A 23,412-nucleotide genomic window follows, 5' to 3' on the forward strand; every position below is an offset into this window, starting at 1 on the left:
CGGACCGGGACGGATCGGCAGGACGTCGCCGCTAGCGACTCACGAGGTCGGCGAACTGGCCCGCGTCGAGCGCGAACAGGTCGGTGGCTCCGGCGGTGGCCGCCGCCGCGAACCCGCTCGCGGCCGGCAACTGCTGCTCGGCGAAGAACCGCGCGAGCACGAGCCGGGTCTCGGCCACGCTCGGGTCCAGCGGGGCGGCGGCAAGCGCACCCTTCGCCAGCAGCCAGGCGAGCACCACGAGACCGAACTGGCGCAGGTACGGGCTCGAGCCCGAGAGCGCCGCCGCCGGATCGCCGGCACCGGTGCGCAGCATCCAGTTCGTGGTCTGCTGCAGCTTGTCGAGCTGCTCGATGAAGTTCGACCGGATGCTGGCGAACTCCTCGCCCGCGCCCGCCAACTCGCCATCGAGCTCACGCAGCTGCGCGAGGAACTCGATCACCGAAGCGCCGCCGCGCACCCCGAGCTTGCGCCCGATCAGATCAGCGGCCTGGATGCCGTTGGTGCCCTCGTAGATCGCGGCGATGCGGACGTCGCGGTAGTGCTGTGCGGCCCCGGTCTCTTCGATGAAGCCCATGCCGCCGTGGATCTGCAGCGCGAGAGAGGTGAGCTCGTTGCCGAGGTCGGTGCCCATCGACTTGCAGATCGGGGTCAGCAGCGCGACGACCTCGGTGGCGCGGGCGCGCACGTCCGGGTCAGGGTGGTGGACACTGCGATCGGTCTCGCCGGCGTTGTAGAGCATCAGGCTCCGAAGGGCCGTGATGAAGCTCTTCTGCGTCATCAGCATCCGCCGCACGTCGGGATGATCGATGATCGGCGCGTCGGGGACGATCCCGCCCGGCACGACGGCCGCTCCCTGGTGGCGCTCTTGGGCGTACGCGAGCGACTGCTGGTACGCGCGTTCGCTCAACGCGACTCCCTGGTTGCCGACCGAGAGGCGCGCGCTGTTCATCATGACGAACATGATCCGCATGCCCTTGTTCAGATCCCCGATGAGGTAGCCGGTGGCGTCGTCGTACTCCATGACGCAGGTCGGCGATCCGTGGATCCCCATCTTGTGCTCGATGGAGAGCACCTTCACGCCGTTGCGCTCGCCCAGCGACTCGTCCTCGTTGAGCAGGAACTTCGGCACGATGAAGCACGAGATGCCCGCGGTTCCCTCCGGTGCGCCCGGGGTGCGCGCCAGCACGAGGTGCACGATCTGCTCGGCCATGTCGTGCTCGCCGTAGGTGATGAAGATCTTCTGACCGGTGATGCCGAAGGTGCCGTCATCGCGCGGGACGGCCTTCGTCACGAGGGCGCCCACGTCCGAGCCCGCCTGAGGTTCGGTCAGGTTCATCGTGCCAGACCACTCTCCGGAGACCATGTGCGGCAGGTAGAGCGCCTTCTGCTCGGCACTGCCGTAGTGCAGCAGCGCGTCGATGGCGCCCTGCGTCAGGAGCGGAGCGAGCGAGAACGCCATGTTGGCGCCGAGCAGCATCTCCTGGATGGCCAGCCCGACGACCGCCGGGAACCCGCCGCCGTCGAACTCCTCCGGGAACGGGAGCGACGCCCACCCGGCCTCGACGAGCTTGGCGTAGGCCTCCTTGAAGCCCGGGGATGTGGTGACCGTCGCATCCGGATTCCGCACAGCACCGTGCGTGTCCCCCGCGCGGTTCGTCGGGGCGATGACCTCCGCGGCGAAATCCCCCGCCTCGCTGAGCAGTCCCGTGACGGTGTCGAGGTCGGCGTGCTCGAAGCCCGGGAACTGCGAGATCTCGTCGTAGCCGACGATGTGCTCGAGGATGAAGGCCAGATCGGATACGGGGGGTCGGTAGTCGCTCACGGAATGTGAGCTTACGCTCGCCTTCTGCCGATCAGGTGAGTCTTTGGTCCTTGTCCACTACTCGTCGATCGGTCCTGCCAGGGCGCGTTTGTAGCGATCGGTGAAAACGGCCTGCAGCAGCCGCAGCGCCGGGTACGCCGCCCAGAAGAACGCGTTCGCCGGGCGCGAGAACGCGCGGATGACGAGCCACACCGAATCGTCGGCCCGCCGTTCGACGACGAACGCCTCTTCGCCGCGCTCCGGATGCCCCGGCAGCGTTCCGTAGGCGAAGCCCTTGCGGTCGGGTTCGTCGATCACGTAGACCACGCGCGCCGGGATCTTCGCCGGCCAGAGCCGCCACTTCAGCAGCGCGGTGTCACCCGGGCGCACGAGGGCGGAGCCGTCGGGAGCGAACACGAGCTCCCCGTCGCCCGCCGTCGTCGCCGGCTGCACGGGAGTGCCCTCCCCGTCGAACGCGACCGGCAGGTAGGTGCCCTCGCTGACCTCGATGGGGCTGTCGAGCACCTCGACGCGGAACCCCGCCTGGCGCTGGATGCCCCAGCTCAGGGTCTGAACCCAGGCGTACTCCCACCGGATGGGCCCGTGCCCGATCCGCACGCGCTGCTCGATCGGGCGGAATCCCTTGGGCGGGTACCTGAGCAGATCGTCGGCCTGGGTGGCGCCGACGGCGGCGTAGGTGACCGGGATCTGCCACAGCGGAGGGTGCTCGGTCACGGCCATGCCGCCGATTTTACGGGCGCGCCGTCGGCTACTTCTTGTCCTTCTTCTCGACGTCGCCCGACAGCGCGGCGATGAACGCCTCCTGGGGGACCTCGACGCGGCCGACCATCTTCATCCGCTTCTTGCCCTCCTTCTGCTTCTCGAGCAGCTTGCGCTTGCGGGTGATGTCGCCGCCGTAGCACTTGGCCAGCACGTCCTTGCGCATCGCCGAGATGGATTCGCGGGCGATGATCCGGGCGCCGATCGCAGCCTGGATCGGCACCTCGAACTGCTGGCGCGGGATGAGCTTCTTCAGCCGTTCGGTCATCAGCAGCCCGTAAGCATAGGCCTTGTCACGGTGCACGATCGCGCTGAACGCGTCGACCGCCTCGCCCTGCAACAGGATGTCGACCTTCACCAGATCGGCATCCTGCTCGCCGCTGGGCTCGTAGTCGAGACTGGCGTAGCCCGCCGTCTTGCTCTTGAGCTGGTCGAAGAAGTCGAACACGATCTCGCCGAGCGGCATGGAATAGCGGATCTCGACCCGGTCTTCGCCGAGGTATTCCATGCCGAGCAAGCTGCCGCGCTTGCTCTGGCAGAGCTCCATGATGGTGCCCACGTAGTCCTTCGGCGCCAGGATCGCGGCCTTCACCATCGGTTCGCTGACGCTCGCGATCTTGGTGCCCGTCGGGAACTCGCTCGGGTTGGTGACCGTGAAGTGCTTCTTGTCCTCGGTGGTGACCTCGTACGGCACCGACGGCGCGGTGGCGATCAGGTCGAGTCCGAACTCGCGCTCGAGACGCTCGGTGACGATCTCGAGGTGCAGCAGCCCGAGGAATCCGCAGCGGAACCCGAAGCCCAGCGCGACCGAGGTCTCGGGCTCGTAGTTGAGCGAGGCATCCGAGAGCTTCAGCTTGTCGAGCGCCTCGCGCAGGATCGGGTAGTCGCTGCCGTCGATCGGGTACAGCCCCGAGAACACCATGGGCTTCGGGTCGGTGTAGCCGGGGAGCGCCTGGGTGGAGGGCTTCGCCGCGTTCGTGACGGTGTCGCCGACCTTGGACTGGCGCACGTCCTTCACGCCGGTGATCAGGTACCCCACCTCGCCGACGCCGAGGCCCTTGGTGGGGGTCGGCTCCGGGGAGCTGACGCCGATCTCGAGCAGTTCGTGCACGGCCTTGGTCGACATCATCTGGACCCGCTCGCGGGGGCTCAGCTTGCCATCGATCATGCGCACGTAGGTGATGACGCCGCGGTAGGTGTCGTACACCGAGTCGAAGATCATCGCGCGGGCCGGGGCGCCGGCGTCGCCCCTCGGCGCCGGGATCAGCTCCACGACGCGGTCGAGCAGCTCGGTCACGCCCACGCCGGTCTTGCCGCTGACCCGCAGCACGTCCTCGGGCCGGCCGCCGATGAGGCTCGCGAGCTCCTTCGCGTACTTGTCGGGGTCCGCGGCGGGCAGGTCGATCTTGTTGAGCACGGGGATGATCGTGAGGTCGTTCTCGAGGGCGAGATAGAGGTTCGCGAGGGTCTGCGCCTCGATTCCCTGGGCCGCATCCACCAGCAGGATGGCTCCCTCGCAGGCCGCGAGCGAGCGCGAGACCTCGTAGGTGAAGTCGACGTGACCCGGGGTGTCGATCATGTTGAGGGCGTAGGTGTCGCCGTCCAAGGCCCAGGGCATGCGAACGGCCTGGCTCTTGATCGTGATGCCGCGCTCGCGCTCGATGTCCATGCGGTCGAGATACTGGGCGCGCATGTCGCGGTCGCTCACGACGCCGGTGATGCCCAGCATCCGGTCGGCGAGGGTCGACTTGCCGTGGTCGATGTGCGCGATGATGCAGAAGTTGCGGATGCGCGACGGGTCGGTCGACGCCGGTTCGAGTGACGTGAGGGCGCGCGGTGACATGACGCTCGATTGTCCCATGCGCGCACGGGAGTCGCCGACGCCGTCGGACTCGGCGCCTCAGGCCGCGACGCGCGAGGCCGCGGTGCCGGCCGGCTTGTGCAGGATGTCGCGCAGGGCGCCCTCGAGCTCGGGGAAGCGGAACTCGAACCCCGCGTCGAGCAGGCGCTTCGGGAGCACCCAGCGGCTCTTGAGGATGAGTTCCGTCTCGGTCTGGATGACGCGGGCGCCGAGTTCGAGCATCCACTCCTGCAGCGGCAGGCCGAACGGCACCCCCAGCACACGGCGGATCGTCGCCATCACCTCGCGGTTGGTCGAGGGGTTCGGCGAGGTGACGTTCACGGGGCCCTCGAGCGGATGCGTCTCGAGGAACTCCATCGCCCGGAACACGTCGTCGAGGTGCACCCAGCTGAAGTGCTGGCGGCCTCCGCCCGATCGGCCACCCAGTTGCGGTCCGCCGAGCCCGAGTCTCGCGAGCCGGACGAGGGGCGTCAGAGCGGAGCCGTCGCCGAGCGTGATCGCGGTGCGCAACGCCACCTGCCGCACCCCGTCGCGCGGGGCGTCGAAGAACGCGCGCTCCCAGCTCGTCGCGACGTCGACCGAGAAGCCGGAGCCGATCTCGCCCTCGTCCTCGGTCATCGGCCGATCGTCGGCGTGCCGGTAGATCGTCGCGGTGCTGGCGTTGAGCCACAGCGGCGGCGGGGTGTCGATGATGCCGACGACCCGGCCGAGTTCGGTCGTCGTCTCGAGGCGCGAGCGGAAGATCTCGGCCTTGTTGGCCGGGGTGTAGCGGCAGTCCACGCTCTTGCCCGCCAGGTTGACGAGCACATCGGCGCCGTCGAGCAGGGCGCCGATGCGCGCCTGGTCGCCCCAGGACGCATCCGAGAACCCGTCGCCGGCGCGGCGGCCGATCGTCGCGACGTGGTCGCCGCGCTCGCGGTAGAGCTCGGCGAAGCGGGTGCCCATGAACCCGCTGGCCCCGGCGATGACGATGCGGCGAGTCATGACGCCTCCCCTGCGACGACCTCGGGCGCGGGGAGCCGGGCGATCCCGGCGAGCAGATCGTCGCGGCTTGCGGCGAGGCACAGCCGGATCCAGCCCTCGCCCGAGCGCCCGAATGCGCTGCCGGGCGCGACCGCGACCCTCTCGCGCAGCAGCAGGCGCTCGGCCCAGGCCGCGACGTCGCCGTCCGTGGCGTGCGCGACATCGGTCCAGAGGTAGAAGGCGCCGGTCGGCTCGAGATAGCGGATGCCACGCTCGCGGAGGGCGGCCGACGCCGCTTCGAAGTTCGTGCGGTAGTGGGCCGCCGCTTCGGTGACGTGGGCCTGATCCCCCTGCAGGGCGGCGAGCGCCGCGAACTGATCGGGCATCCCGACACAGCTGATCGAGGCCTCCTGCATCGTGCGCATCGTCGCCGCGAGGCCGGAGGGGGTCACGAGATACCCGATGCGGATGCCCGTCATGGCGTAGGTCTTGGAGAACGAGAACACGCTGAAGACCCGCTCGGTGCCGTCACTCGACTGCGCCTCGAGGGCCGCCAGGCTGACATGCGGCCCGCCCCAGGTGAACCGCTCGTAGACCTCGTCGCTGAGGATCCAGAGGTCGTGGCGCCGGGCGAACTCGAGCAGCTGCTGCAGAACGTGCCGGGGGAACACGGCGCCGAGCGGATTCGACGGCGAGTTGACGATGATCATGCGGGTGCGCGGCGTGACGAGGGCGTCGAGCTCCTCGATGCTCGGCAGGAAACCGCGCTCCTCGGTGAGCGGGTAGGGCACCGGGCGCGCGTCGAGCATCCGCGCGTTCATCGTGAAGGTCGTGTAGCCGGGGTCGGGGACGAGCACCTCGTCGCCCGCGGTCAACGTGAGCTGCATCGCCAGGTGCAGCGCCTGGGTGCCGCCGATGGTCACCCACACCTGTTCGACATCCGCCTCGATCCCGTTCTCGGCGGCCAGCTTGTCGACGATCGCGCGGCGCAGCGGCAGGATCCCGCCGTTCGCCGAGTAGTTCGTGTCGTCGCGGTCCCACGCGGCTTTGGCGGCCTCGGCGATGTGCGGCGCGACGGGCACGTCGGGCTCCCCCACCCCGAGCGAGATCACTCCCTCGAGTTCGGCCGCGATCTCGTAGATGCGTCGGATGCCCGACCCCGGAACGGCGGGGATGTGGGCGGCGAGGGAGGGCACGCCTTCAGGCTATCGGGGGCCGGCCGCCGAGCGGTCGTGCGATTGCCGGGCCTGCTGCGACCTGGTAACGTTGCACGTTGGTTTGCGTGTGGTTTCCACCACGCGATTGGCCGGAGACGCCCACGGCGTTCATTCGCCGAAAGACTGGCCGCTCATCCCGGCGACACTCCACACCCACGTAACGAAAGACAGATACCTTCATGGCGAACATCAAGTCGCAGATCAAGCGCATCGGCACCAACAAGAAGGCCCAGGAGCGCAACAAGGCCGTTAAGAGCGAGCTCAAGACCGCCATCCGCTCGACCCGTGAGGCGATCGTCGCCGGCGACAAGAAGAAGGCGGATGCCGCCCTCAAGCTGGCCACGAAGAAGCTCGACAAGGCCACCAGCAAGGGCGTGATCCACGCCAACCAGGCCGCGAACAAGAAGAGCGCGATCGCGAAGCAGGTCGCTGCGCTCTAGTCGTCGCCCTCGTCGTCACGGGCCGTGCTCTGGGAGCGCGGCCCGTTCGTCGTCTCTCGGGACCTTCGGCTCTGTCTGCTCCGGCGGCCGCGGTCGATGATCGGAGGCGACGCACAAGGAGACGAGATGACTGCACTGCGACCCCTGTCCGCCCACGAGCTGGAGGGGATCATCGACCGTCGCGGCGTCTGCGTGACGGTCTACACCGAGACGGGGCCGCGAGCCGACCTCGATGACGCGATCCACGCCGCCAGCCTGCTGCTGCGCGACGAGCAGGACGACGCCACGCGCACCGCCGTGCTCGACGGCTTGCGGGATGTGTCCGGCGACATCCGGGCCCACGTTCCGGGCGGTGCGGCGATCTTCGCGACGCCCACCGAGGTGCGGACCGTTCCGCTCCAGGGCCTTCCGACCGCCCCCGATGCCGGCGCCCGGGTCCAGACCGCGGACCGCTTCTTCGTCGCTCCGCTGCTCGCCGATCTCGACTCCCGGATCCCGGTGATGGTGCTCGCCCTCTCGCAGAACGCCGTGCGCCTCGTGGATGCCGACGTCGAGCCGCCACGGATCGTTCCGGTGCCGGGGCTGCCTCAGGATCTGCGGAGCTTCGATGCCCTCGACCTGACGAACGATCGGGAGACCCTCTCCCACCTGCGCACCTCCGAAGAGCCGACCATCCGCCAGCGCCAGTACATTCACGCGATCGATGAGGCCCTCGCCGAGGTCGTCGACGCCGAGACCCTGCTGGTCGTGGCCGCGGCGGAGCCCCTCGCCGGCCTCTTCGGTGAGCTGTCGCGGCACCCGCGGCTCGCCCACCCCGGGCTCGTCGGCAACGCCGATGAGCAGACCCCCGACGAGCTCGCCGTCGCGGCGGTCGCCGCCGTGGCCCGTGAACGCGCCGCCGTGCGCGACCGCGAGCTCGCGCGACTCGCCGAGTTCCCCGACCGGGACCTCGTGGCCGACGAGCCGGCCGTCGTGCTGGCCGCCGGGCGTCTGGGCGCCATCGACACCCTGTTCGTCGATCTCGACCGCTCGGACGAGGTCGACGCCGTCGAAGACGTGGCGCGTGCGGCGCACGAGGGCGGTGCCCGCATCGTCATCGCCGCGCCCACGGCCGCCCTTCCGGGGCACCGGCCGGCCGCCGCCATCCTGCGTTATCCGGTGGACGCGGACCAGGTCGAAGTCGGCTGAGCCATGCAGCCCTACCGGGATCGGCGCGATGCGGGACGACGTCTCGCGGAGTCGCTCGCGCCCCTGGAGCTGCACGACCCCGTGGTCATCGGCCTGCCCCGAGGCGGGGTGCCGGTCGCCGCGGAGATCGCGGAACGGCTGAACGCGCCGCTCGACGTCATCGTGGTGCGCAAGCTCGGCGTCCCCTGGCAGCCGGAGGTCGCCATGGGGGCGATCGGCGAAGACGGGGTGCGCGTGATCGACGAGACGCTGATCGCGCGCGCCCAGGTGACCTCGCATCAGCTCGATGAGGTGGAGCGTCGCGAGCGCGCCGTGATGGATGCCCGGGTCGCGACCGTGCGCCGCGTGCGGCCCCCGGTCGAGCTGCGCGGTCGCACCGTCGTGATCGTGGATGACGGGATCGCCACCGGGGCGACCTCGACCGCAGCCTGCCGCGTCGCCCGGCACCGCGGAGCCGCGAGCGTCGTGCTGGCCACGCCGGTGGCCTCCTCGGACGCGATCGCCCAGTTCCACGACGCGGATCGGATCGTGTGCCCGTGGGTCTCGCAGTCGTTCGGCGCCGTCGGGGCCTACTACCTCGACTTCTCGGCCACCGAGGACGCCGAGGTGCTCGAGTTGCTGACGGCCGCCGCCCGGAACGCGCGAAAGGACGAGCCATGATCGACAGCAGGGCAACCGGAACGGTGTCGTCGGAGGAGTCGCTGCTGCGCGACATCCGCGACCTCGCGCGACCGCTGGTGAGCGAGACCGACCTTGAGCCGCTCGTCGAGCGCGCTCGTTCGGCGCGGTTCATCGCGATCGGCGAGGCGTCGCACGGCACCCACGAGTACTACAGCTGGCGTGCCGCACTCAGCCGACGCCTCATCGAAGACGGCCGCATCGACTGGATCGGGGTCGAAGGGGACTGGCCGGACTGCTGGCGCATCGACCGGTGGGTGCGCGGACTGGATCCGAGCGCGCGGGACGCCCGCGCGGTGCTGGCCTCGTTCTCGCGCTGGCCCACCTGGATGTGGGCGAACTCCGACGTCGCCGACTTCCTCGACTGGCTGCGGGAGTGGAACGACCAGCGCCCCCCGGCATCCCGGGTCGGGTTCTACGGGCTGGACATCTACTCGCTCTGGGACTCCCTCGACCGCATCATCGGCTGGGTGCAGCAGAACGCGCCGGATGCCCTGCCCGAGGCCATGCACGCCTGGCAGTGCTTCGTGCCGTACGGCGAGGACCCGCAGCGCTACGCCTGGAGCACGCGGATGGTGCCCGAGTCGTGCGAGAACGACGTCGTCGAGCTGCTGGCCCGCGTGCGACGCGAGGCGGCGCACGACGGGGACGACGCCTTCGACGCCGAGCAGAACGCCGAGGTCGCGACGGGGGCCGAGCGCTACTACCGCGCCATGGTGCGGGCCGATCGCCTGTCGTGGAACGTCCGCGACATCCACATGGTCGACACGATCGACCGGCTCGCGAAGCACTTCGGTGAGAAGTCCCGCGGAATCGTCTGGGAGCACAACACCCACGTCGGCGATGCGCGCGCGACCGACATGCGCGGCGCCGGGATGGTCAACGTCGGCCAGCTGCTGCGCGAACGGCACGCCTCGGACGGGGTGCTGCTCATCGGTTTCGCCGGACAACGGGGCAGCGTGATCGCGGCCCCGGCGTGGGGCGAACGCGAGCGCGTCCTCCCCGTGCCGGAGTCACGGCCGGGCAGCCACGAGGACCTGCTGTACCGGGCCCTCGACGGCCCGTCGGTGCTGGTCTTCCCCACCGAGCGCCGCCGTCCCTGGCTCGCGGCCACGCTCGACCACCGCGCGATCGGTGTGGTCTACGACCCGGCGCGCGAACGCGGCAACTACGTGCCGACCGTCATGGGCGCCCGCTACGACGCGCTGATCTGGTTCGATCAGACGGAAGCGCTCGTGCCGCTGAGCCATGAGCCCTCGACACCGGGCCCGGAGTACGAGACCGAGCCGACCGGCTTCTAGCCGGGTCCGCAGCGGGTCCGGCCGGTCGACGTGGGTCAGCGCACCCCGCGGGTCTCGCCGCGCGACGAGATGTGCTCGACCATGCGCTCCAGGGCGTAGACCGGATCGCGCCCGCCGCCCTTGACCTGCGCGTCGGTCGCCGCGAGGGCCTCGATCGCGCGGCCGAGCCCCTCGTCGCTCCAACCCTGCAGGTCGCGCCTGGCCCGATCGACCTGCCAGGGGGCGAGACCGAAGCGCTGGGCGAGCTCACCGGAACTACCGCGCGCACCCGAGAGCTTGGCCATGGTGCGCACCTTGCTGGCGAAGGCTGCGACCATCGGGACGGGATCCGCCCCCGAGGCGAGCGCGTGCCGCAGCAGGCCGAGCGCCTCACCGTGACGACCGGCGATCGCGGCATCCGCGACGGCGAACGCCGTGGTCTCGACGCGCCCCGCGTAGTAGCGGTCGACGATCGACTCGGTGATCTCGTCGCTCGCGTCGGCGAGCAGCTGCTGGCAGGCGGCGGCGAGCTCGGCCAGGTCGTCGCTGAAGGCGTTCACGAGGGCGCGCTGCGCTCCCCCGGTGATGCGCCGGCGGGCCGCCGTGAACTCGGCCGCGACGAAGTCGAATTTGTCGGAGTCGCGCTTGAGCTCGGCGCAGACGATCTCGATGCCGCCGCCGAGGCCGCCGCGGATCGCGTCGAGCAGCTTCTTGCCGCGAACCCCTCCGGCGTGCCGCAGCACGAGCGAGGTGTCGTCGGCGGGAGCCGCCAGGTAGGCGAGCGCCTCCTCGAGAAAGGCGTCGCTGCTCTTCTCGACGTTCTCGACCCGGATGAGGCGCGGCTCGCCGAACAGCGACGGGCTCGCCAGGGTGATGAGCTCGCCGGGCGCGTAGGAGCCCGCGTCGAGGTCCGAGACCTCGAGCGACGGGTCTTCGGCCTTCAGGATGTCGCGCAGCTGCCGGATCGACCGATCGGCCAGCACGGTCTCGGTGCCGCTGACCAGCACGACCGCGGCGGGGCGCACCGCGTCCCAGGCGAGCTGCGGGATCACCGCCTTCGAGGTGCCCGACGACCGGCTCGCCGGTGCTTTGCCGCCCGGTGCTCTGCCGCTCGGTCGCGCCATCCGCCGTCCTCTCGTCGAACTCAGACTATCCGCCGCTCCCGGCATCGGCCGTCGAGCCCTTCTGGGTCCAGAGGCGCAGCTCGCCGTCGGCCGCACCCGGGGCGATCAGGATGAGCCCGTCGAGATCGGTGCGCTCCGCCCTCGTGCCGACCGCGGCGAGGATACCGAGCAGAGCCGAAGTCGGATGCCCGTAGTCGTTGTCCGCGCCCACCCCGATCAGTCCGACCGTTGCGCGCAACCGCTCGTACAATCGCGCGGACTGATCGGCAGAGCCGTGGTGCGCGACCTTGACGACGTCGACCGGCTCCAGGGCAGTGCTGCCGAGCAGCCGGGCCTGGGAGAGCTCGCCCAGGTCGCCCAGGAGGATGCCGCTGAGGCATCCCTGCACGCAGTCGCCCGCTGGCGTCAGCCGCAACGTCACACTCGCGGGATTGCCCGGCTCCACACCGCGGGACGGGGGCCAGAGCACGTCCCAGCGCAGCTCGCCGAGAGCGCCGGCTGCGCCGCGCGACACCTGGTCGACCTCGGCCCCGTTCGCGCGCAGCTCGTTCGCGATGCGGGTGTCGCCGGCGTCGCTCGGCGGCCCGATGAGTGCCCGCGCCACCTTGCCGTACACGGCGGAGACGCCGCCGATGTGGTCGAGGTCGTAGTGCGTCAGCACGAGCAGGTCGATGCGGCTGACCCCGAGCTCGTCGAGGCAGGCCTTCAGCAGTTTCGGATCCCGCCCGGTGTCGTCGAGGGCGACCATCCCCTGGCTGCGGATCACCGTCGCATCGCCCTGCCCCACGTCGCACATCGCGAACTGCCAGTCGCTCGGACGCGTCACCGAGTCGACAAGACGCGTGCCCGCGAGAGTGGCCAGGTAGCCCACCAGCGCAATCGCCGTCGCCGCACGCGCGATCCGCCGCAGCGGAGGAGGAACGCCTCGGAGCGCGGCGCCGAGGGCGGCCATCGTGAGCGCGATGACGAGCGCGACCCCGACGGCACCGGTCGGCCATGCCGCCCGCGCCCCCGGGAGGCCGGCGAAGAAGGCGGCGACGGCCGCGATCCAGCTGGCCGGCACCCAGGCGATCGCCGCCAGCACGGTCGCGAGGGGCGGGAAGACCGGGGCGACGACGCAGGCGGCCAGGCCGAGAACCGTCACGGGCGCCGCTGCCGGTTCGGCGAGCAGATTCGCGACGACCCCGTAGAGCGGAAGCGACGGGGTGAGTAGCAGCAGCACCGGCTGGCAGGCGAGCTGGGCGGCGATCGGCACGGCGAGCACGAGGGCGAGGCCGCGGGGAAGCACACGGGCGATGACCTCGGCGATCGGGCGGGCCAGCAGGAGCAACCCGGCCGTCGCGAGCACCGAGAGGGCGAACCCGTAGCTGCGCGCGAGCCAGGGGTCGAGCGCGAGCAGCACGACGACCGCGACGCACAGCAGGGGCAGGCCTCGCGCGGGGCGACCCGCTGCGAGCGCGAGGAGCGCCACGGCCGCCATGACGGCGGCGCGGAGGACGCTCGGCTCGGGCGTGACGAGCACGACGAAACCGGCGAGGGTGACGGCGGCGACCGCGACCCGGCCCAGGCGTGGCAGACCGATCGCTGCGCCAAGGGCGAGCGCGAGCCCGACGACGATCGCGCAGTTCGCGCCGGACACGGCGGTCAGGTGGCTCAGCGAGGAGACCTTCATCGCGTCGTCGAGGCTCGCTCCGACCGAGCTGGTGTCGCCGATCGCGAGACCGGGAAGCAGTTCGGCGCCGTCGCCGGGCAGTCCGGATGCCGCGTCCCGGAAGTCCGCGCGCACCCGATCCGCCGCGGCGAGCAGCGGGGGTGGCGCGCCGGCCGCCACCGCGTGCCCCCGCAGGAACAGAAGGAACGAGACGTCGTCCCCCGGCTCGGTCGCGGAGAGCGTTCCGCTGAGCCGCAGCCGCTCGCCGATCCGCGCCTCTCGGATCACGTCATCCCCACGATCGCCGAAGACGAGCACCGGGGTCGACAGGTCTGCCGCCGTCCCGCCCACTCGGGCGGTCCGCACGGCGACCGGGATCCGACCGTCGGCCGCCCGGCCCGTCACCTCCACGACGAACTCGACCATGCGGCCCGCGTGAGCCGCCTCGCGGAGGAGCTCGGGCGACCGCTCGGTCGCGTGCGCCGCCACCGAGCTCGTCACGAGAGCCCCGCCAGCGAGGGTGATCGCGACGATCCCGCGCCAGGCCCCGGGGAGGTGGAGCACAACCGCCGACAGGGCCGCGATCCAGAGCGCGATCGCGATCGCGACGGTCGCCGCCGAGGCCGGTGCCGCAACCGCGACGGCCGCTCCCGTCCATGCCGCGACGGCTGCGGGGAGCAGCCGCAGATCCGAGACCGCCGGGCGAGCCACCGCCGCGCGCGCCGCGACCGAGATGCTCACACCGTCACGAGGTCCTTGAGCCCATCGAAGGTCTTCTCGCCGATGCCCGAGACGCTCATCAGGTCTTCGATCGCCGTGAAGCGGCCGTTCGCCGCGCGCCAGGCCAGGATGCGGGCCGCCATCGCCGGCCCGACCCGCGGCAGGGTCTCGAGGGTGGCCTCGTCGGCGGTGTTGAGATTGACCTTGCCGCCGACCGTGCCGGCACCGGGCCCCGCCGCGCCGGACCCCGCCACGACCGCCTCGCCGACCGCGGGCACGACGATCTGCTCCCCGTCGCTCAGGAAGCGCGCGAGATTGAGGCCGCCGGGATCGGCCGCCGAGGTGAATCCGCCGGCCGCGGCGACGACATCCACCCCCCGGTCGCCGTCGTGCAGGGCGTAGAGACCCGGCTCGTTCACCTGGCCGAGGATGTGCACGTAGATGACGGCCGCTCCGCCCGTGCCTGATCCGGAGCCCGCGGCCGAGCTCTGTCGCGGACCCGGCGCGGTGCTCGGGGCCGGAGACGACGGCGCCACGACCGAGCTCGCCCCGCGCGGCGTCACGGCCGTCACGACCACGGCGCACCCGAGCCCGAGCAGGACGAGGACGAGCGCGGCCCCCGCCCCGACGCGCACGCGGGCGCGACGGGCATCGGGGGCGGGAACCGCGCTCATGCCGGAAGGCTAGGCGCGCTCCCCCGCGCTCCGAGGCCTCGACCGGCGCGGGTGTGAGCCGATCAGCCCTTGGTGGCGATGTTGACGACGCGCGGGGCGCGCACGATCACGTTGACGATCTCGCGGTCGCCGATCGAGCGGGCCACCGCCTCCGAGGCGCGTGCCAGCCTCTCGAGCTCATCGGCGTGGATCGTCGGCGAGACCTCGAGGCGATCGCGCACCTTGCCGTCGACCTGCACGATCGCGGTGATCGACTCCTCGACCAGCAGGGTCGGGTCGGGCTTACGCAGTCCGGCGAACGCGACGCTCCCCTCGTAGCCGAGACGCTCCCACATGTCCTCGGCCGTGTAGGGCGAGAACAGGCTCAGCAGCACCGTGACGGCCTCGATCGACTCGCGCACCGCCGGATCGCCCGCCCCGGGTCCGGCGTCGATGGTCTTGCGGATGGCGTTGACCAGCTCCATCAGGCGCGCGACCACGACGTTGAACTTGAAGGCCTCGAGCAGCCCCGGGGCGTCGGCCAGCAGCCGGTGGGTCTGGCGGCGCAAGGCGAGGTCGCCGCCCTTCCACTCGACCTCGGGCGAGGAGGTGACCTCTCCCGAGATGCGCCAGGCGCGGGCCAGGAACTTGGCCGAGCCGGTGGGCGAGACATCCGCCCAGTCGATGTCGTCCTCGGGCGGGCCAGCGAAGGCCATCGTCAGGCGCAGGGCGTCGGCGCCGTGGGCGCTCAGCTCGCTGGCGAATTCGACCAGGTTGCCCTTCGACTTCGACATCTTCGACCCGTCCATGAGCACCATGCCCTGGTTCAGCACAGCGCTGAACGGCTCCGTGAAGTTCAGGTAGCCCAGATCGAACAGCACCTTGGTGATGAAGCGCGCGTACAGCAGGTGCAGGATCGCGTGCTCCACGCCGCCCACGTACTGGTCGACGGGGGCCCACTTGTCCGCGTTCTTGGGATCGAAGGCACGGGTGTCGTCATTCGGATCGAGGAAGCGCAGGAAGTACCAGGAGCTGTCGACGAAGGTGTCCATCGTGTCGGGGTCCCGGGTGGCCGACCGGCCGTCCGGCAGCGTGACGTTCACCCAGTCGGATGCCGCCCCCAGGGGCGACTTGCCCTTCGGCTTGAGGTCGAGCCCGGCCGAGGCCGGCAGGCGCACCGGCAGCTCGCTCTCGGGCACCGGATGCAGCGAGCCGTCTTCGGCGTGCAGGATCGGGATCGGGGTGCCCCAGTAGCGCTGACGCGAGATCAGCCAGTCGCGCAGCCGGTAGGTCTTGGCGGCACGACCGGTCCCCGCCGACTCGAGCAGCTCGATGACGCGCTGGATGGCGTTCTGCTTGCTGAGCCCGTCGAGCGGACCCGAGTTGATCATCCGCCCCGCGCCGCTCAGGGCGACCCCGGTCTCGAACGGGTTCTGCGCGGGCAGGTCGCCGGCCTCGAGCATCTCGGGCGTGATGACCGGGATGGCCCCGGTGACCGGGGCGTTGGTGTCGACGACGACCCTGACCGGCAGACCGAACCGGATGGCGAAGTCCAGGTCGCGCTGGTCGTGCGCGGGAACCGCCATGACGGCGCCGTGGCCGTAGTCGGCGAGCACGTAGTCGGCCGTCCAGACCGGCATCCGCTCCCCGTTCACGGGGTTGATCGCCCAGCGGCCCAGCGGAACGCCGGTCTTCTCGCGGCCGGCATCCTGCCGTTCCACCTCGGTGGACTTCTGCACCTGCTCCAGGTAGGCCGCGAACGCCTCCTGCACCTCGGGTGTCGAGCCCGCGGCCAGCTCGGCGGCCAACTCGGAGTCGGGAGCGACGACCATGAAGGTCGCGCCGAACAGGGTGTCGGGGCGCGTCGTGAAGACCGTGACGGGGGTCGGATGCCCCTCGATCACGAAGTCGACGTCGGCGCCGATCGAACGGCCGATCCAGTTGCGCTGCATCGCGATGACCTTGGCGGGCCACGAGCCCTCGAGTTGGTTCAGGTCGTCGAGCAGCCGGTCGGCGTAGTCGGTGATCTTGAAGTACCACTGGGTCAGCTTCTTCTTGACCACGACCGCGCCGGAGCGCTCACTCGTGCCATCGGCGAGCACCTGCTCGTTGGCGAGCACCGTCTGGTCCACCGGATCCCAGTTGACCCAGCTGTCCTTGCGGTACGCGAGGCCCTTCTCGTACAGCTTGAGGAACAGCCACTGGTTCCACTTGTAGTACTCGGGGTCGCTTGTGTGCAGTTCGCGGCTCCAGTCGAAGCTGTTGCCGTAGAGCTTGAAGCTCGCCTTCTGCTGCGCGATGTTGGCGTAGGTCCACTCGCGCGGGTCGGTTCCCCGCTTGATCGCCGCGTTCTCGGCGGGCAGACCGAACGAGTCCCAGCCGATCGGATGCAGCACGTTGAAACCCTGCTGACGCCAGTAGCGCGCCACGATGTCGCCGTAGGCGAACGCCTCGGCGTGCCCCATGTGCAGGTCGCCCGAGGGGTACGGGAACATGTCGAGGATGTACTTGCGCGGCTTGGCGTTGCCGTCGTCGTCGACCTGGAAGGGCTTCGTCTGCTCCCAGCGTGCCAGCCACTTCTGCTGGATGCGGTCGAAGTCGTACTCCAGCGCATCGTCGGCGCGGGCGCTGTCGCCCCGGGCGGGGGCCGTGCGGTCGGGCGCGGTGCTGTCCTGCAAGGTCACGGAGCTCTCATTCGTTGCGAGGGGGATCGGATGCGACCGGGCCGAGCGGGCAGGCGCTGCGATCAAGCATCCACAGTACCCAACCGGCGACCGGCCGCCGCTGTTCCCGGCCCGCTGACGCCCAGGGCCGCGAGCAGCGCCGCCGCCTTGAGCTTGGCTTCGGCCAGCTCCTCCTCGGGCACCGACAGCGCCGTGATGCCCCCTCCCGTGCCCACGGTGGCACCGCGCGGGTCGAGCACGATGCTCCGGATGCTCATCGCCAGATCGACGCGCCCGTCGAGACCGACGTAACCGAAGGCGCCCGCGTACAGCCCCCGGGCCCGGCCCTCGAGTTCGTCGAGAAGCTGGGTCGCACGGATCTTGGGCGCACCGGTCATCGATCCCGCCGGGAAGCACGCCTCGATCGCGTCGATCGGCCGGCGGCCGGCGGCCAGCTGCCCGCGCACGGTGCTGACCAGCTGGTGCACGTGCGGGTAGCTTTCCACCTCGAGCAATTCGGTGACCGCGACCGACCCGAGCTCGCAGACCCGCGCGAGGTCGTTGCGCATGAGGTCGACGATCATCAGGTTCTCGGCGCGCTCCTTCTCGCTCGCGCGCAGTTCGGCCGCGAGCGCCGCGTCGGCGGCGGCGGCGCTGCCGCGCGGACGGGTTCCCTTGATCGGGCGCGTCGTCACGACACCGCTCGGATCGATGTCGAGGAAGCGCTCGGGCGAGGCGCTCAGCAGGCTGACGCCGCCGATCCTGATCAGCGCACCGTGATGCGTCACGCTCGACGCTCGCAGCGCCAGATAGACCCCGAGCGGATCGAAGGCGCCCTCCACCTCGGCTTCGGTCGTGAGGCAGAGCTGGTAGGCCTCGCCGTCGTGGATCGCACGCTGGCAGGCCGCCACATTGGCGAGGTAACGCGCGTCCGAGTCGTGCCAGTGCACGGTCGGCGGCGCCTGGCTGCTCCGCCCCGGAGCCGGGGGCGCGGTCCCCTGCAGGGCCAGCACCTCCTCGCGCCACCGCCCCACGGCCGCGGCGTCGTCATCGTCCCGCACGAGCAGTTCGGCGGCGCCGGTCGCGGCGTCGATCGCGATCGCCCTGTCCACGCGGAGGAACGCGGCATCGGGATACCGCGACGGCCTCGAGACGGCCACCCCGGTCGTGCCCCCGCGCAGTTCGTAGCCGAGCCACCCGACCGCGCCGAGCCGGAAGGCAGGGGCGTCATCCGCGGCGACCACGCCCTGCGGCACGGCGCGCAGCATCTCCCAGACCGTGGCGTCGTCGACCTCGACCGGCGTGCCGGCGCCGAGATAGCTCATTCCGGCGGGCCCGCTGTCGAGCCAGAACACGTCGTCGCGCCCGCCGTAGAGCGCGGCGAAGACGGTCGCCGCGTCGAACCCCGTGCCGAGGGGCGACCGGAGCAGCGTCGGATGCATAGCCTTAGAGTATGAGCGCGACGGCGACGACGTTTCGGTGGCAGGCCGGAGGGTTGAGTGCGCGCGACGACTGCGATGTCGCCCCCGCGACCATTCTCGCCGCCGATTCCTGGCTCGTCACCGAGGGCACCGTGCTCGCGATCGGGCTGCACCGGGCCCGATTCTTCGACGCCGTGACGCGCATGGCCGCGGAGCGCGGGGTGCGCGCCGACGTGGAGTCCCTCGATCTCGAGGCGTACTGGGACACGGCGATCGCCGCCGTGCCGCGCAGCGGGGACTGGTTTCCGCGGGTCGAGTTGCGCGTGCAGCATGACGCCCCCGAACTGCTGTTCCGGCTGCGCCCGGCCCCCGAGCGCCGCCGTTCGATCGTGCTCGCCACCCACCGCGGGCGCGACCCGCGCACCGAGCCGTGGATCAAGGGTCCCGACCTGGAGGCGATGACCCGGTTGCGCACCGACGCTCAAGCACGCGGCGCCGACGAGGCGGTCCTGTTGAGCGCGGCGAACGGCTCCGGATCCGTCTGCGATGGGTCGACCACGAGCATCGCCTGGTGGCTCGGCGATGCGATCTGCGTCCCCTCGCTCGACCTGCCCCGCGTCGACGGGGTGACGGTGCGCAGCGTACTGGCGCTGGCGGCGGCGACCGGTGTGGACGTGCTGCACGACGCGGTCGCGCCGGAGCAGTTGGACGGGCTCGAGGTGTGGGCGCTGAACGCGCTGCACGGCATCCGGATCGTCACCGGCTGGGTCGATGGATCCGCCACCGCCGAACAGCCCGGACGGCTGGACGCCTGGCGGACGCGGCTCGACGCCCTGCGCAAGCCGTTGCCGGCCGCTGCGGAAGAGGTGGCATGATCGATCCGCTCGGCTGGATCCTCGCGATCGTCCACGACGTCGACCCGATCACGCGCACGCTGCTCGCGGCCGCCGGGATGTTCTGCGAGACGACGATCCTGATCGGGCTGCTCATTCCCGGCGACACGATCGTGCTCGTCGCGAGCACCGGGGTCTCGAACCCGGCCGAGTACCTCGGGATGCTGGTCGCCGTCATCGTCGGATCGCTGGCCGGCGAGAGCGTCGGCTACGCGCTCGGCTGGTGGTTCGGTCATCGCATCCGCGCCTCCCGGCTGGGCCGCCGGCTGGGCGAGGCGAACTGGGTGCGCGCCGAACAGTACGTCGACCGTCGGGGCGGGATCGCGATCTTCGTGTCGCGGTTCCTCCCGGTCCTGCATTCGCTCGTGCCGCTCACCGTCGGAATGAGCGAGCTGAGGTACCGCCGCTTCATCGCCTGGACCGCCCCCGCCTGTGTCATCTGGGCGACCGCTTACGTCACCGTCGGCACGCTCGCCGCCGGAGGCTACCGTCAGCTCTCGAGCCAGCTGCACTGGGCGGGCTACCTCTTCGGAGGAGTCGTCCTGGCGTTCTTCGCGGCCGTTCTGCTGATCCGCCGTGCCATCGAACGCCGCGAGGCGCGCCACTGGAACCCGGCGGCCACGCCCGAGACGCCGCCGCCGACCGCGCCACCGGCCATCGGCAAGCCGCGAGAATAAGGAGGGTAAGGAGGGGTGGATGCCAGGGCACCCACCCCTCCTCCTGATCAGTCCCTGGCTACTTGGTGAAGCCGTTCGCTTTCAGCCAGTCCAGGGCGACCGTCTTGGGATCGGCCTTCTCGTCGCCGCCGGTGCGCTTGTTGAACGCGAGCAGGTCCTTCGTGGTCAGCTTCGCCGACACCTTGTCGAGCAGGGCGCTGATCTTGCTCGCCTTGCTCGCGGTGACGATCGGAACGACCTGTTGCGACGCGAAGAGGTTCTTCGGGTCGGTCAGCGTGACGAACTTGTCATCGACGATCGACGGGGTCGTCGAGTAGATGTCGGCCACCTGCACCGTGTTGTCCTGCAGAGCCTTCGCCGTCGCCGGTCCGCCGCCGTCGTTGATCGCCTGGAAGGTGATGTTGCTCAGGCCGTACACGCTCTTCAGGCCGGGAAGGCCGTCGGGGCGCGTCTCGAACTCGGGGTTGGCCGCCAGGATCACCTTGCCCGACACCTTCGCCAGGTCGGCGATCGAGGTCAGGTTGTTGGTCTTGGCGTAGTCGGCCGTCACGTTGAGCGAGTCGGAGTCGGCCGCCTCGCTGAACTCGAGAGCGGTCAGGGTCTTCGGCAGGGCGGCGTCGAGCGCCGTCTTGACGTCGGCACCCGACTTCGCGTTGGCGGTCTTGTCGAGGTACGACAGGATGCTGCCCGCGTACTCCGGGACCAGATCGATCTCACCCTTCTGCAGGGCCGAGAAGTAGGCGGCCCGCGCTCCGATGTTGACCTTGTAGCTCACCGTGACGCCGTCGGCCGCGAGGGCCTCGCCGTACACGTAGGCGAGCGTGACGTTCTCGGGGAAATTGGCAGAGCCGACGACGACCGAGGTCTTGCTCGTCGTGCTTCCGCCGCCGCTGAGCGTGCCTGAGTTGGCGCATCCGGTCAGGGCGAGCGCTGCGGCTGCCGCAACTGCGATGCCCGCAATGATGCCTCTGTATTGCCTCTTCATGACTGCATACCTTCCTGGAGGGCACGCGGACGAGGTGCCCGCGCACGTTTCTGGGGGCCGTCCGCCGTGGAACGGCCGATCACGACCCCGCGAGGGATCACGAAGCGTTGGACGAGCGCGAGTACGCCGTCGACCACGAGGGCGAGAGCGGTGATCAGGATCGCGCCGCCGAGCAACTGGGTGTAGTCGGCCGTGGCGAGGCCGTTGATCAGATAGATGCCGAGACCTCCGAAGGCGAACGCGGACGCGATTCCCAACGTCGCGATCACCTGGAGAGCCGTCGCACGCAGACCCCCGATGAGCAGGGGAAGTGCCAGGGGGATCTCGACTCGGACGATGATCTGCCACTCGGTCATGCCGAGCGCGCGTGCCGCGTCGATGGTCTGTCGGTCGACGGACTCGATGCCCGCGTAGGCGCCGGCCAGCATCGGTGGGATCGCCAGGATCACCAGTACCACGGTGATCGGCAGCAGACCGATCCCGAGCAGCAGGATCAGGATCGACAGCAGGCCGAGCGTCGGCAGCGCACGGGCGACGTTGCTGATCAGGATGGCGGCTCCCCGGCCGCGACCGGTGTGGCCGATCGCGACGCCGATCGGCAACGCGATCGCCACCGCGATCAGCACGCACAGCCCGCTCACGGCGAGATGCTCGAGCAGGTGCCCCGAGATGTCGGGACCTGCGGTCCAGTGAGCCGGATCTACGATCCAGGCGAAGGCTGCGACGAAGAGGTTCACAGCGAACCCCCGAGCGGCTGGGCATAGACGTTCGGCGACGCCATGGTCGCCTTCCGCGTCCGGTTCCACGGGGTGATCGCTCGCCCGATCTGCGACAGGATCACGTCGTAGACGGCCGCCAGCGCCAGGATGCAGACCAGGCCCACGATCGCCTCGGTCGGGAAGGAGCGCTGGAAGGCATCAGTGAAGAACGAGCCGAGCTGGTCGATGCCGGTCAGTGCACCCACGCTCGCCAGGCTGACCGTGCTCACCGAGACCACCCGGATGCCGGCCAGCAGCACCGGGACCGCGAGCGGCAGTTCGACCGCGAAGAACCGTTGGCGGCGTGAGAATCCGATGGCGGTCGCCGATGCCTGCACGTCCTGTGACACGGAGGCGAACGCGTCGGCCGCCGAGCGCACCATGATCGCGACCGCGTAGATGGTGAGGGCGAAGACCAGGTTCAGGGGGTTGAGGATCGCCAGCCCGAGCACGACCGGCACGAGCACCAGCAGCGCGATCGACGGGATCGTGTAGAGGATGCCGCCGAGCGACAGCAGGATCGACCGCGCCACCTTCGAGCGGTTGGCCGCGTAGCCGAGGGGTATGGAGAGCACCAGCCCGACCACGATCGGTGGGGCGGTGAGAGCGAGATGCTCCACGATCCGCCCCCCGATCAGGCCGAGGTTGCTGCCGATCCACACCCAGTTCATCAGGCGTCGCCCGCCTGGTCCGTCTTGTTCGAGACGCTGCGCGACTTCGGGCTCGCGTTGCCGATCGCGAGCTTGCCGCCCGGCGCCGCGATGACGCCGACCGGATACCCGCCGGCATCTACCAGCAGACGATCGTCGCCCTGCGCCACCGTGTCGCTGACGGTCAGCCGCCGCTTGCCGCGATCCGCGCCGATGAAGGAGGCCACGAAGTCGTTGGCCGGGTTGGCCAGGATCTGCTCGGGCGCGCCCTGCTGCACGATCCGGCCGCCCTGCTCGAGCACGACCACCTGGTCGCCGAGCAGGAACGCCTCATCGATGTCGTGCGAGACGAAGACGATGGTCTTGGCCAGCTCGGCCTGCAGGCGCAGCACCTCCTGCTGGAGCTCGTCGCGCACGATCGGGTCGACGGCGCTGAACGGCTCGTCCATCAGCAGGATGTTGGGGTCGACCGCGAGGCCGCGGGCGACCCCGACGCGCTGCTGCTGACCGCCGGAGAGCTGGTGCGGGTAGCGGTCGGCCAGCGAGCGTTGCAGGCCCACGACATCCATCAGTTCGAGGGCCCGGGCACGCGCCGCCGCCTTCGAGACCCCGGTCAGCCGCGGCACCGTGGCGATGTTGTCGGCCACGGTGCGGTGCGGCAGCAGCCCCGAGTTCTGCATGACATACCCGATCGAGCGGCGCAGCTTGACCGGCTCGATCCCCGACACGTCCTGGCCGTCGATCTCGATCGACCCGCTGCTCGGGTCGACCATGCGGTTGATCATGCGCATGAGCGTGGTCTTGCCCGACCCGCTCGACCCGACGAGCACGGTGATCTGACGCGCCGGGATCACCAGGCTGAAGTCGGCGACGGCGAGCGTGCCATCGGGATAGGTCTTCGAGACGCCGCGGAACTCGATCATCGACGCTCGCTCCCTCGGTCCGGCGGCGCACGTGGAGCACGGTGCCCACGTCGGCTTCGACGCACAGGGCGCAGAAGCTCACCTCA

20 protein-coding genes are annotated in these 23,412 nt (G+C 70.5%); 6 read left to right on the plus strand and 14 right to left on the minus strand.

Translation table 11 applies throughout. From position 1 onward, the window contains the following. Positions 1-31 precede the first annotated feature (31 nt). From ACFPJ4_RS06415 to ACFPJ4_RS06435, 5 genes are read right to left on the minus strand one after another with little or no spacing between them, the layout of a single operon-like run. Positions 32-1,822: an acyl-CoA dehydrogenase gene (locus tag ACFPJ4_RS06415; protein WP_386739536.1), complete on the minus strand. Its 1,791-nt coding sequence runs from the start codon at positions 1,820-1,822 to the stop codon at positions 32-34. A 57-nt stretch (positions 1,823-1,879) separates the two neighbouring features. Further along, complete coding sequence (locus ACFPJ4_RS06420; RefSeq protein WP_386739537.1) at positions 1,880-2,542, minus strand: DUF1990 family protein; 663 nt, start codon at positions 2,540-2,542, stop codon at positions 1,880-1,882. 28 nt (positions 2,543-2,570) lie between these two features. Next, on the minus strand, positions 2,571-4,424 hold the full coding sequence (gene lepA, locus ACFPJ4_RS06425) for a translation elongation factor 4 (protein ID WP_386739784.1): 1,854 nt from the start codon (positions 4,422-4,424) through the stop codon (positions 2,571-2,573). A 57-nt stretch (positions 4,425-4,481) separates the two neighbouring features. After that, positions 4,482-5,426, minus strand: a complete 945-nt coding sequence (locus tag ACFPJ4_RS06430) for a TIGR01777 family oxidoreductase (RefSeq protein ID WP_386739538.1) — start codon at positions 5,424-5,426, stop codon at positions 4,482-4,484. Then, positions 5,423-6,601 (minus strand): pyridoxal phosphate-dependent aminotransferase, encoded by a 1,179-nt coding sequence (locus ACFPJ4_RS06435; RefSeq protein ID WP_386739539.1) that lies wholly within the window; start codon positions 6,599-6,601, stop codon positions 5,423-5,425. Before ACFPJ4_RS06435 ends, ACFPJ4_RS06430 begins: the two co-directional genes overlap by 4 nt. Before the next feature lie 200 nt (positions 6,602-6,801). Between ACFPJ4_RS06435 and rpsT the strand changes: the two genes are divergently transcribed. The 4 genes from rpsT to ACFPJ4_RS06455 all read left to right on the plus strand — a co-directional run bounded on the left by rpsT (position 6,802) and on the right by ACFPJ4_RS06455 (position 10,229). Continuing rightward, the gene (gene rpsT, locus ACFPJ4_RS06440; RefSeq protein WP_386739540.1) at positions 6,802-7,062 is read left to right on the plus strand and encodes a 30S ribosomal protein S20; all 261 of its coding nucleotides are present in this window, start codon (positions 6,802-6,804) and stop codon (positions 7,060-7,062) included. 126 nt (positions 7,063-7,188) lie between these two features. Further along, positions 7,189-8,250, plus strand: a complete 1,062-nt coding sequence (locus ACFPJ4_RS06445) for a baeRF11 domain-containing protein (protein WP_386739541.1) — start codon at positions 7,189-7,191, stop codon at positions 8,248-8,250. Between the two features lie 3 nt (positions 8,251-8,253). After that, entirely contained in the window at positions 8,254-8,910 is a 657-nt protein-coding gene (locus ACFPJ4_RS06450) for a phosphoribosyltransferase (RefSeq protein ID WP_386739542.1), read from the plus strand. Further along, positions 8,907-10,229, plus strand: a complete 1,323-nt coding sequence (locus ACFPJ4_RS06455) for an erythromycin esterase family protein (RefSeq protein WP_386739543.1) — start codon at positions 8,907-8,909, stop codon at positions 10,227-10,229. The genes ACFPJ4_RS06450 and ACFPJ4_RS06455 overlap by 4 nt, the downstream gene beginning before the upstream one ends. A gap of 35 nt (positions 10,230-10,264) precedes the next feature. Here the strand turns inward: ACFPJ4_RS06455 and holA are convergent, their stop codons facing one another. The 5 genes from holA to ACFPJ4_RS06480 all read right to left on the minus strand — a co-directional run bounded on the left by holA (position 10,265) and on the right by ACFPJ4_RS06480 (position 18,461). Beyond that, a complete protein-coding gene (gene holA, locus ACFPJ4_RS06460) occupies positions 10,265-11,332 on the minus strand; it encodes a DNA polymerase III subunit delta (RefSeq protein ID WP_386739544.1) in 1,068 nt (355 codons plus the stop codon). A gap of 25 nt (positions 11,333-11,357) precedes the next feature. Then, positions 11,358-13,724 carry a ComEC/Rec2 family competence protein gene (locus tag ACFPJ4_RS06465; RefSeq protein ID WP_386739545.1) on the minus strand — a complete coding sequence of 789 codons (2,367 nt, stop codon included), beginning with the start codon at positions 13,722-13,724 and terminating at the stop codon, positions 11,358-11,360. Further along, a complete protein-coding gene (locus ACFPJ4_RS06470; protein WP_386739546.1) occupies positions 13,721-14,377 on the minus strand; it encodes a helix-hairpin-helix domain-containing protein in 657 nt (218 codons plus the stop codon). The genes ACFPJ4_RS06465 and ACFPJ4_RS06470 overlap by 4 nt, the downstream gene beginning before the upstream one ends. Positions 14,378-14,439: 62 nt before the next feature. Then, positions 14,440-16,965, minus strand: coding sequence for a leucine--tRNA ligase (leuS, locus tag ACFPJ4_RS06475; RefSeq protein ID WP_386739785.1), 2,526 nt, complete (start codon positions 16,963-16,965; stop codon positions 14,440-14,442). 137 nt (positions 16,966-17,102) lie between these two features. Beyond that, the gene (locus ACFPJ4_RS06480; protein ID WP_386739547.1) at positions 17,103-18,461 is read right to left on the minus strand and encodes an anthranilate synthase component I family protein; all 1,359 of its coding nucleotides are present in this window, start codon (positions 18,459-18,461) and stop codon (positions 17,103-17,105) included. A gap of 11 nt (positions 18,462-18,472) precedes the next feature. On the opposite strand from ACFPJ4_RS06480, the gene ACFPJ4_RS06485 reads away from it, so the two are divergent. Together ACFPJ4_RS06485 and ACFPJ4_RS06490 are read left to right on the plus strand one after the other, a co-directional pair. Then, a complete protein-coding gene (locus tag ACFPJ4_RS06485; protein WP_386739548.1) occupies positions 18,473-19,315 on the plus strand; it encodes an aminotransferase class IV in 843 nt (280 codons plus the stop codon). After that, entirely contained in the window at positions 19,312-20,010 is a 699-nt protein-coding gene (locus ACFPJ4_RS06490; RefSeq protein WP_386739549.1) for a DedA family protein, read from the plus strand. The genes ACFPJ4_RS06485 and ACFPJ4_RS06490 overlap by 4 nt, the downstream gene beginning before the upstream one ends. 58 nt (positions 20,011-20,068) lie before the next feature. Here the strand turns inward: ACFPJ4_RS06490 and ACFPJ4_RS06495 are convergent, their stop codons facing one another. From ACFPJ4_RS06495 to ACFPJ4_RS06510, 4 genes are read right to left on the minus strand one after another with little or no spacing between them, the layout of a single operon-like run. Then, positions 20,069-20,995 carry an ABC transporter substrate-binding protein gene (locus ACFPJ4_RS06495; protein ID WP_386739550.1) on the minus strand — a complete coding sequence of 309 codons (927 nt, stop codon included), beginning with the start codon at positions 20,993-20,995 and terminating at the stop codon, positions 20,069-20,071. Continuing rightward, the gene (locus ACFPJ4_RS06500) at positions 20,992-21,732 is read right to left on the minus strand and encodes an ABC transporter permease (protein WP_386739551.1); all 741 of its coding nucleotides are present in this window, start codon (positions 21,730-21,732) and stop codon (positions 20,992-20,994) included. Before ACFPJ4_RS06500 ends, ACFPJ4_RS06495 begins: the two co-directional genes overlap by 4 nt. After that, positions 21,729-22,424: an ABC transporter permease gene (locus ACFPJ4_RS06505; protein WP_386739552.1), complete on the minus strand. Its 696-nt coding sequence runs from the start codon at positions 22,422-22,424 to the stop codon at positions 21,729-21,731. Before ACFPJ4_RS06505 ends, ACFPJ4_RS06500 begins: the two co-directional genes overlap by 4 nt. Beyond that, positions 22,424-23,326, minus strand: a complete 903-nt coding sequence (locus tag ACFPJ4_RS06510) for an ABC transporter ATP-binding protein (protein WP_386739553.1) — start codon at positions 23,324-23,326, stop codon at positions 22,424-22,426. Before ACFPJ4_RS06510 ends, ACFPJ4_RS06505 begins: the two co-directional genes overlap by 1 nt. Positions 23,327-23,412 lie beyond the last annotated feature (86 nt).

Origin of the sequence: Lysinimonas soli, from assembly GCF_042655435.1 — a bacterium.
In the GTDB taxonomy this organism is placed as follows: Bacteria; Actinomycetota; Actinomycetes; order Actinomycetales; family Microbacteriaceae; genus Lysinimonas; species Lysinimonas soli.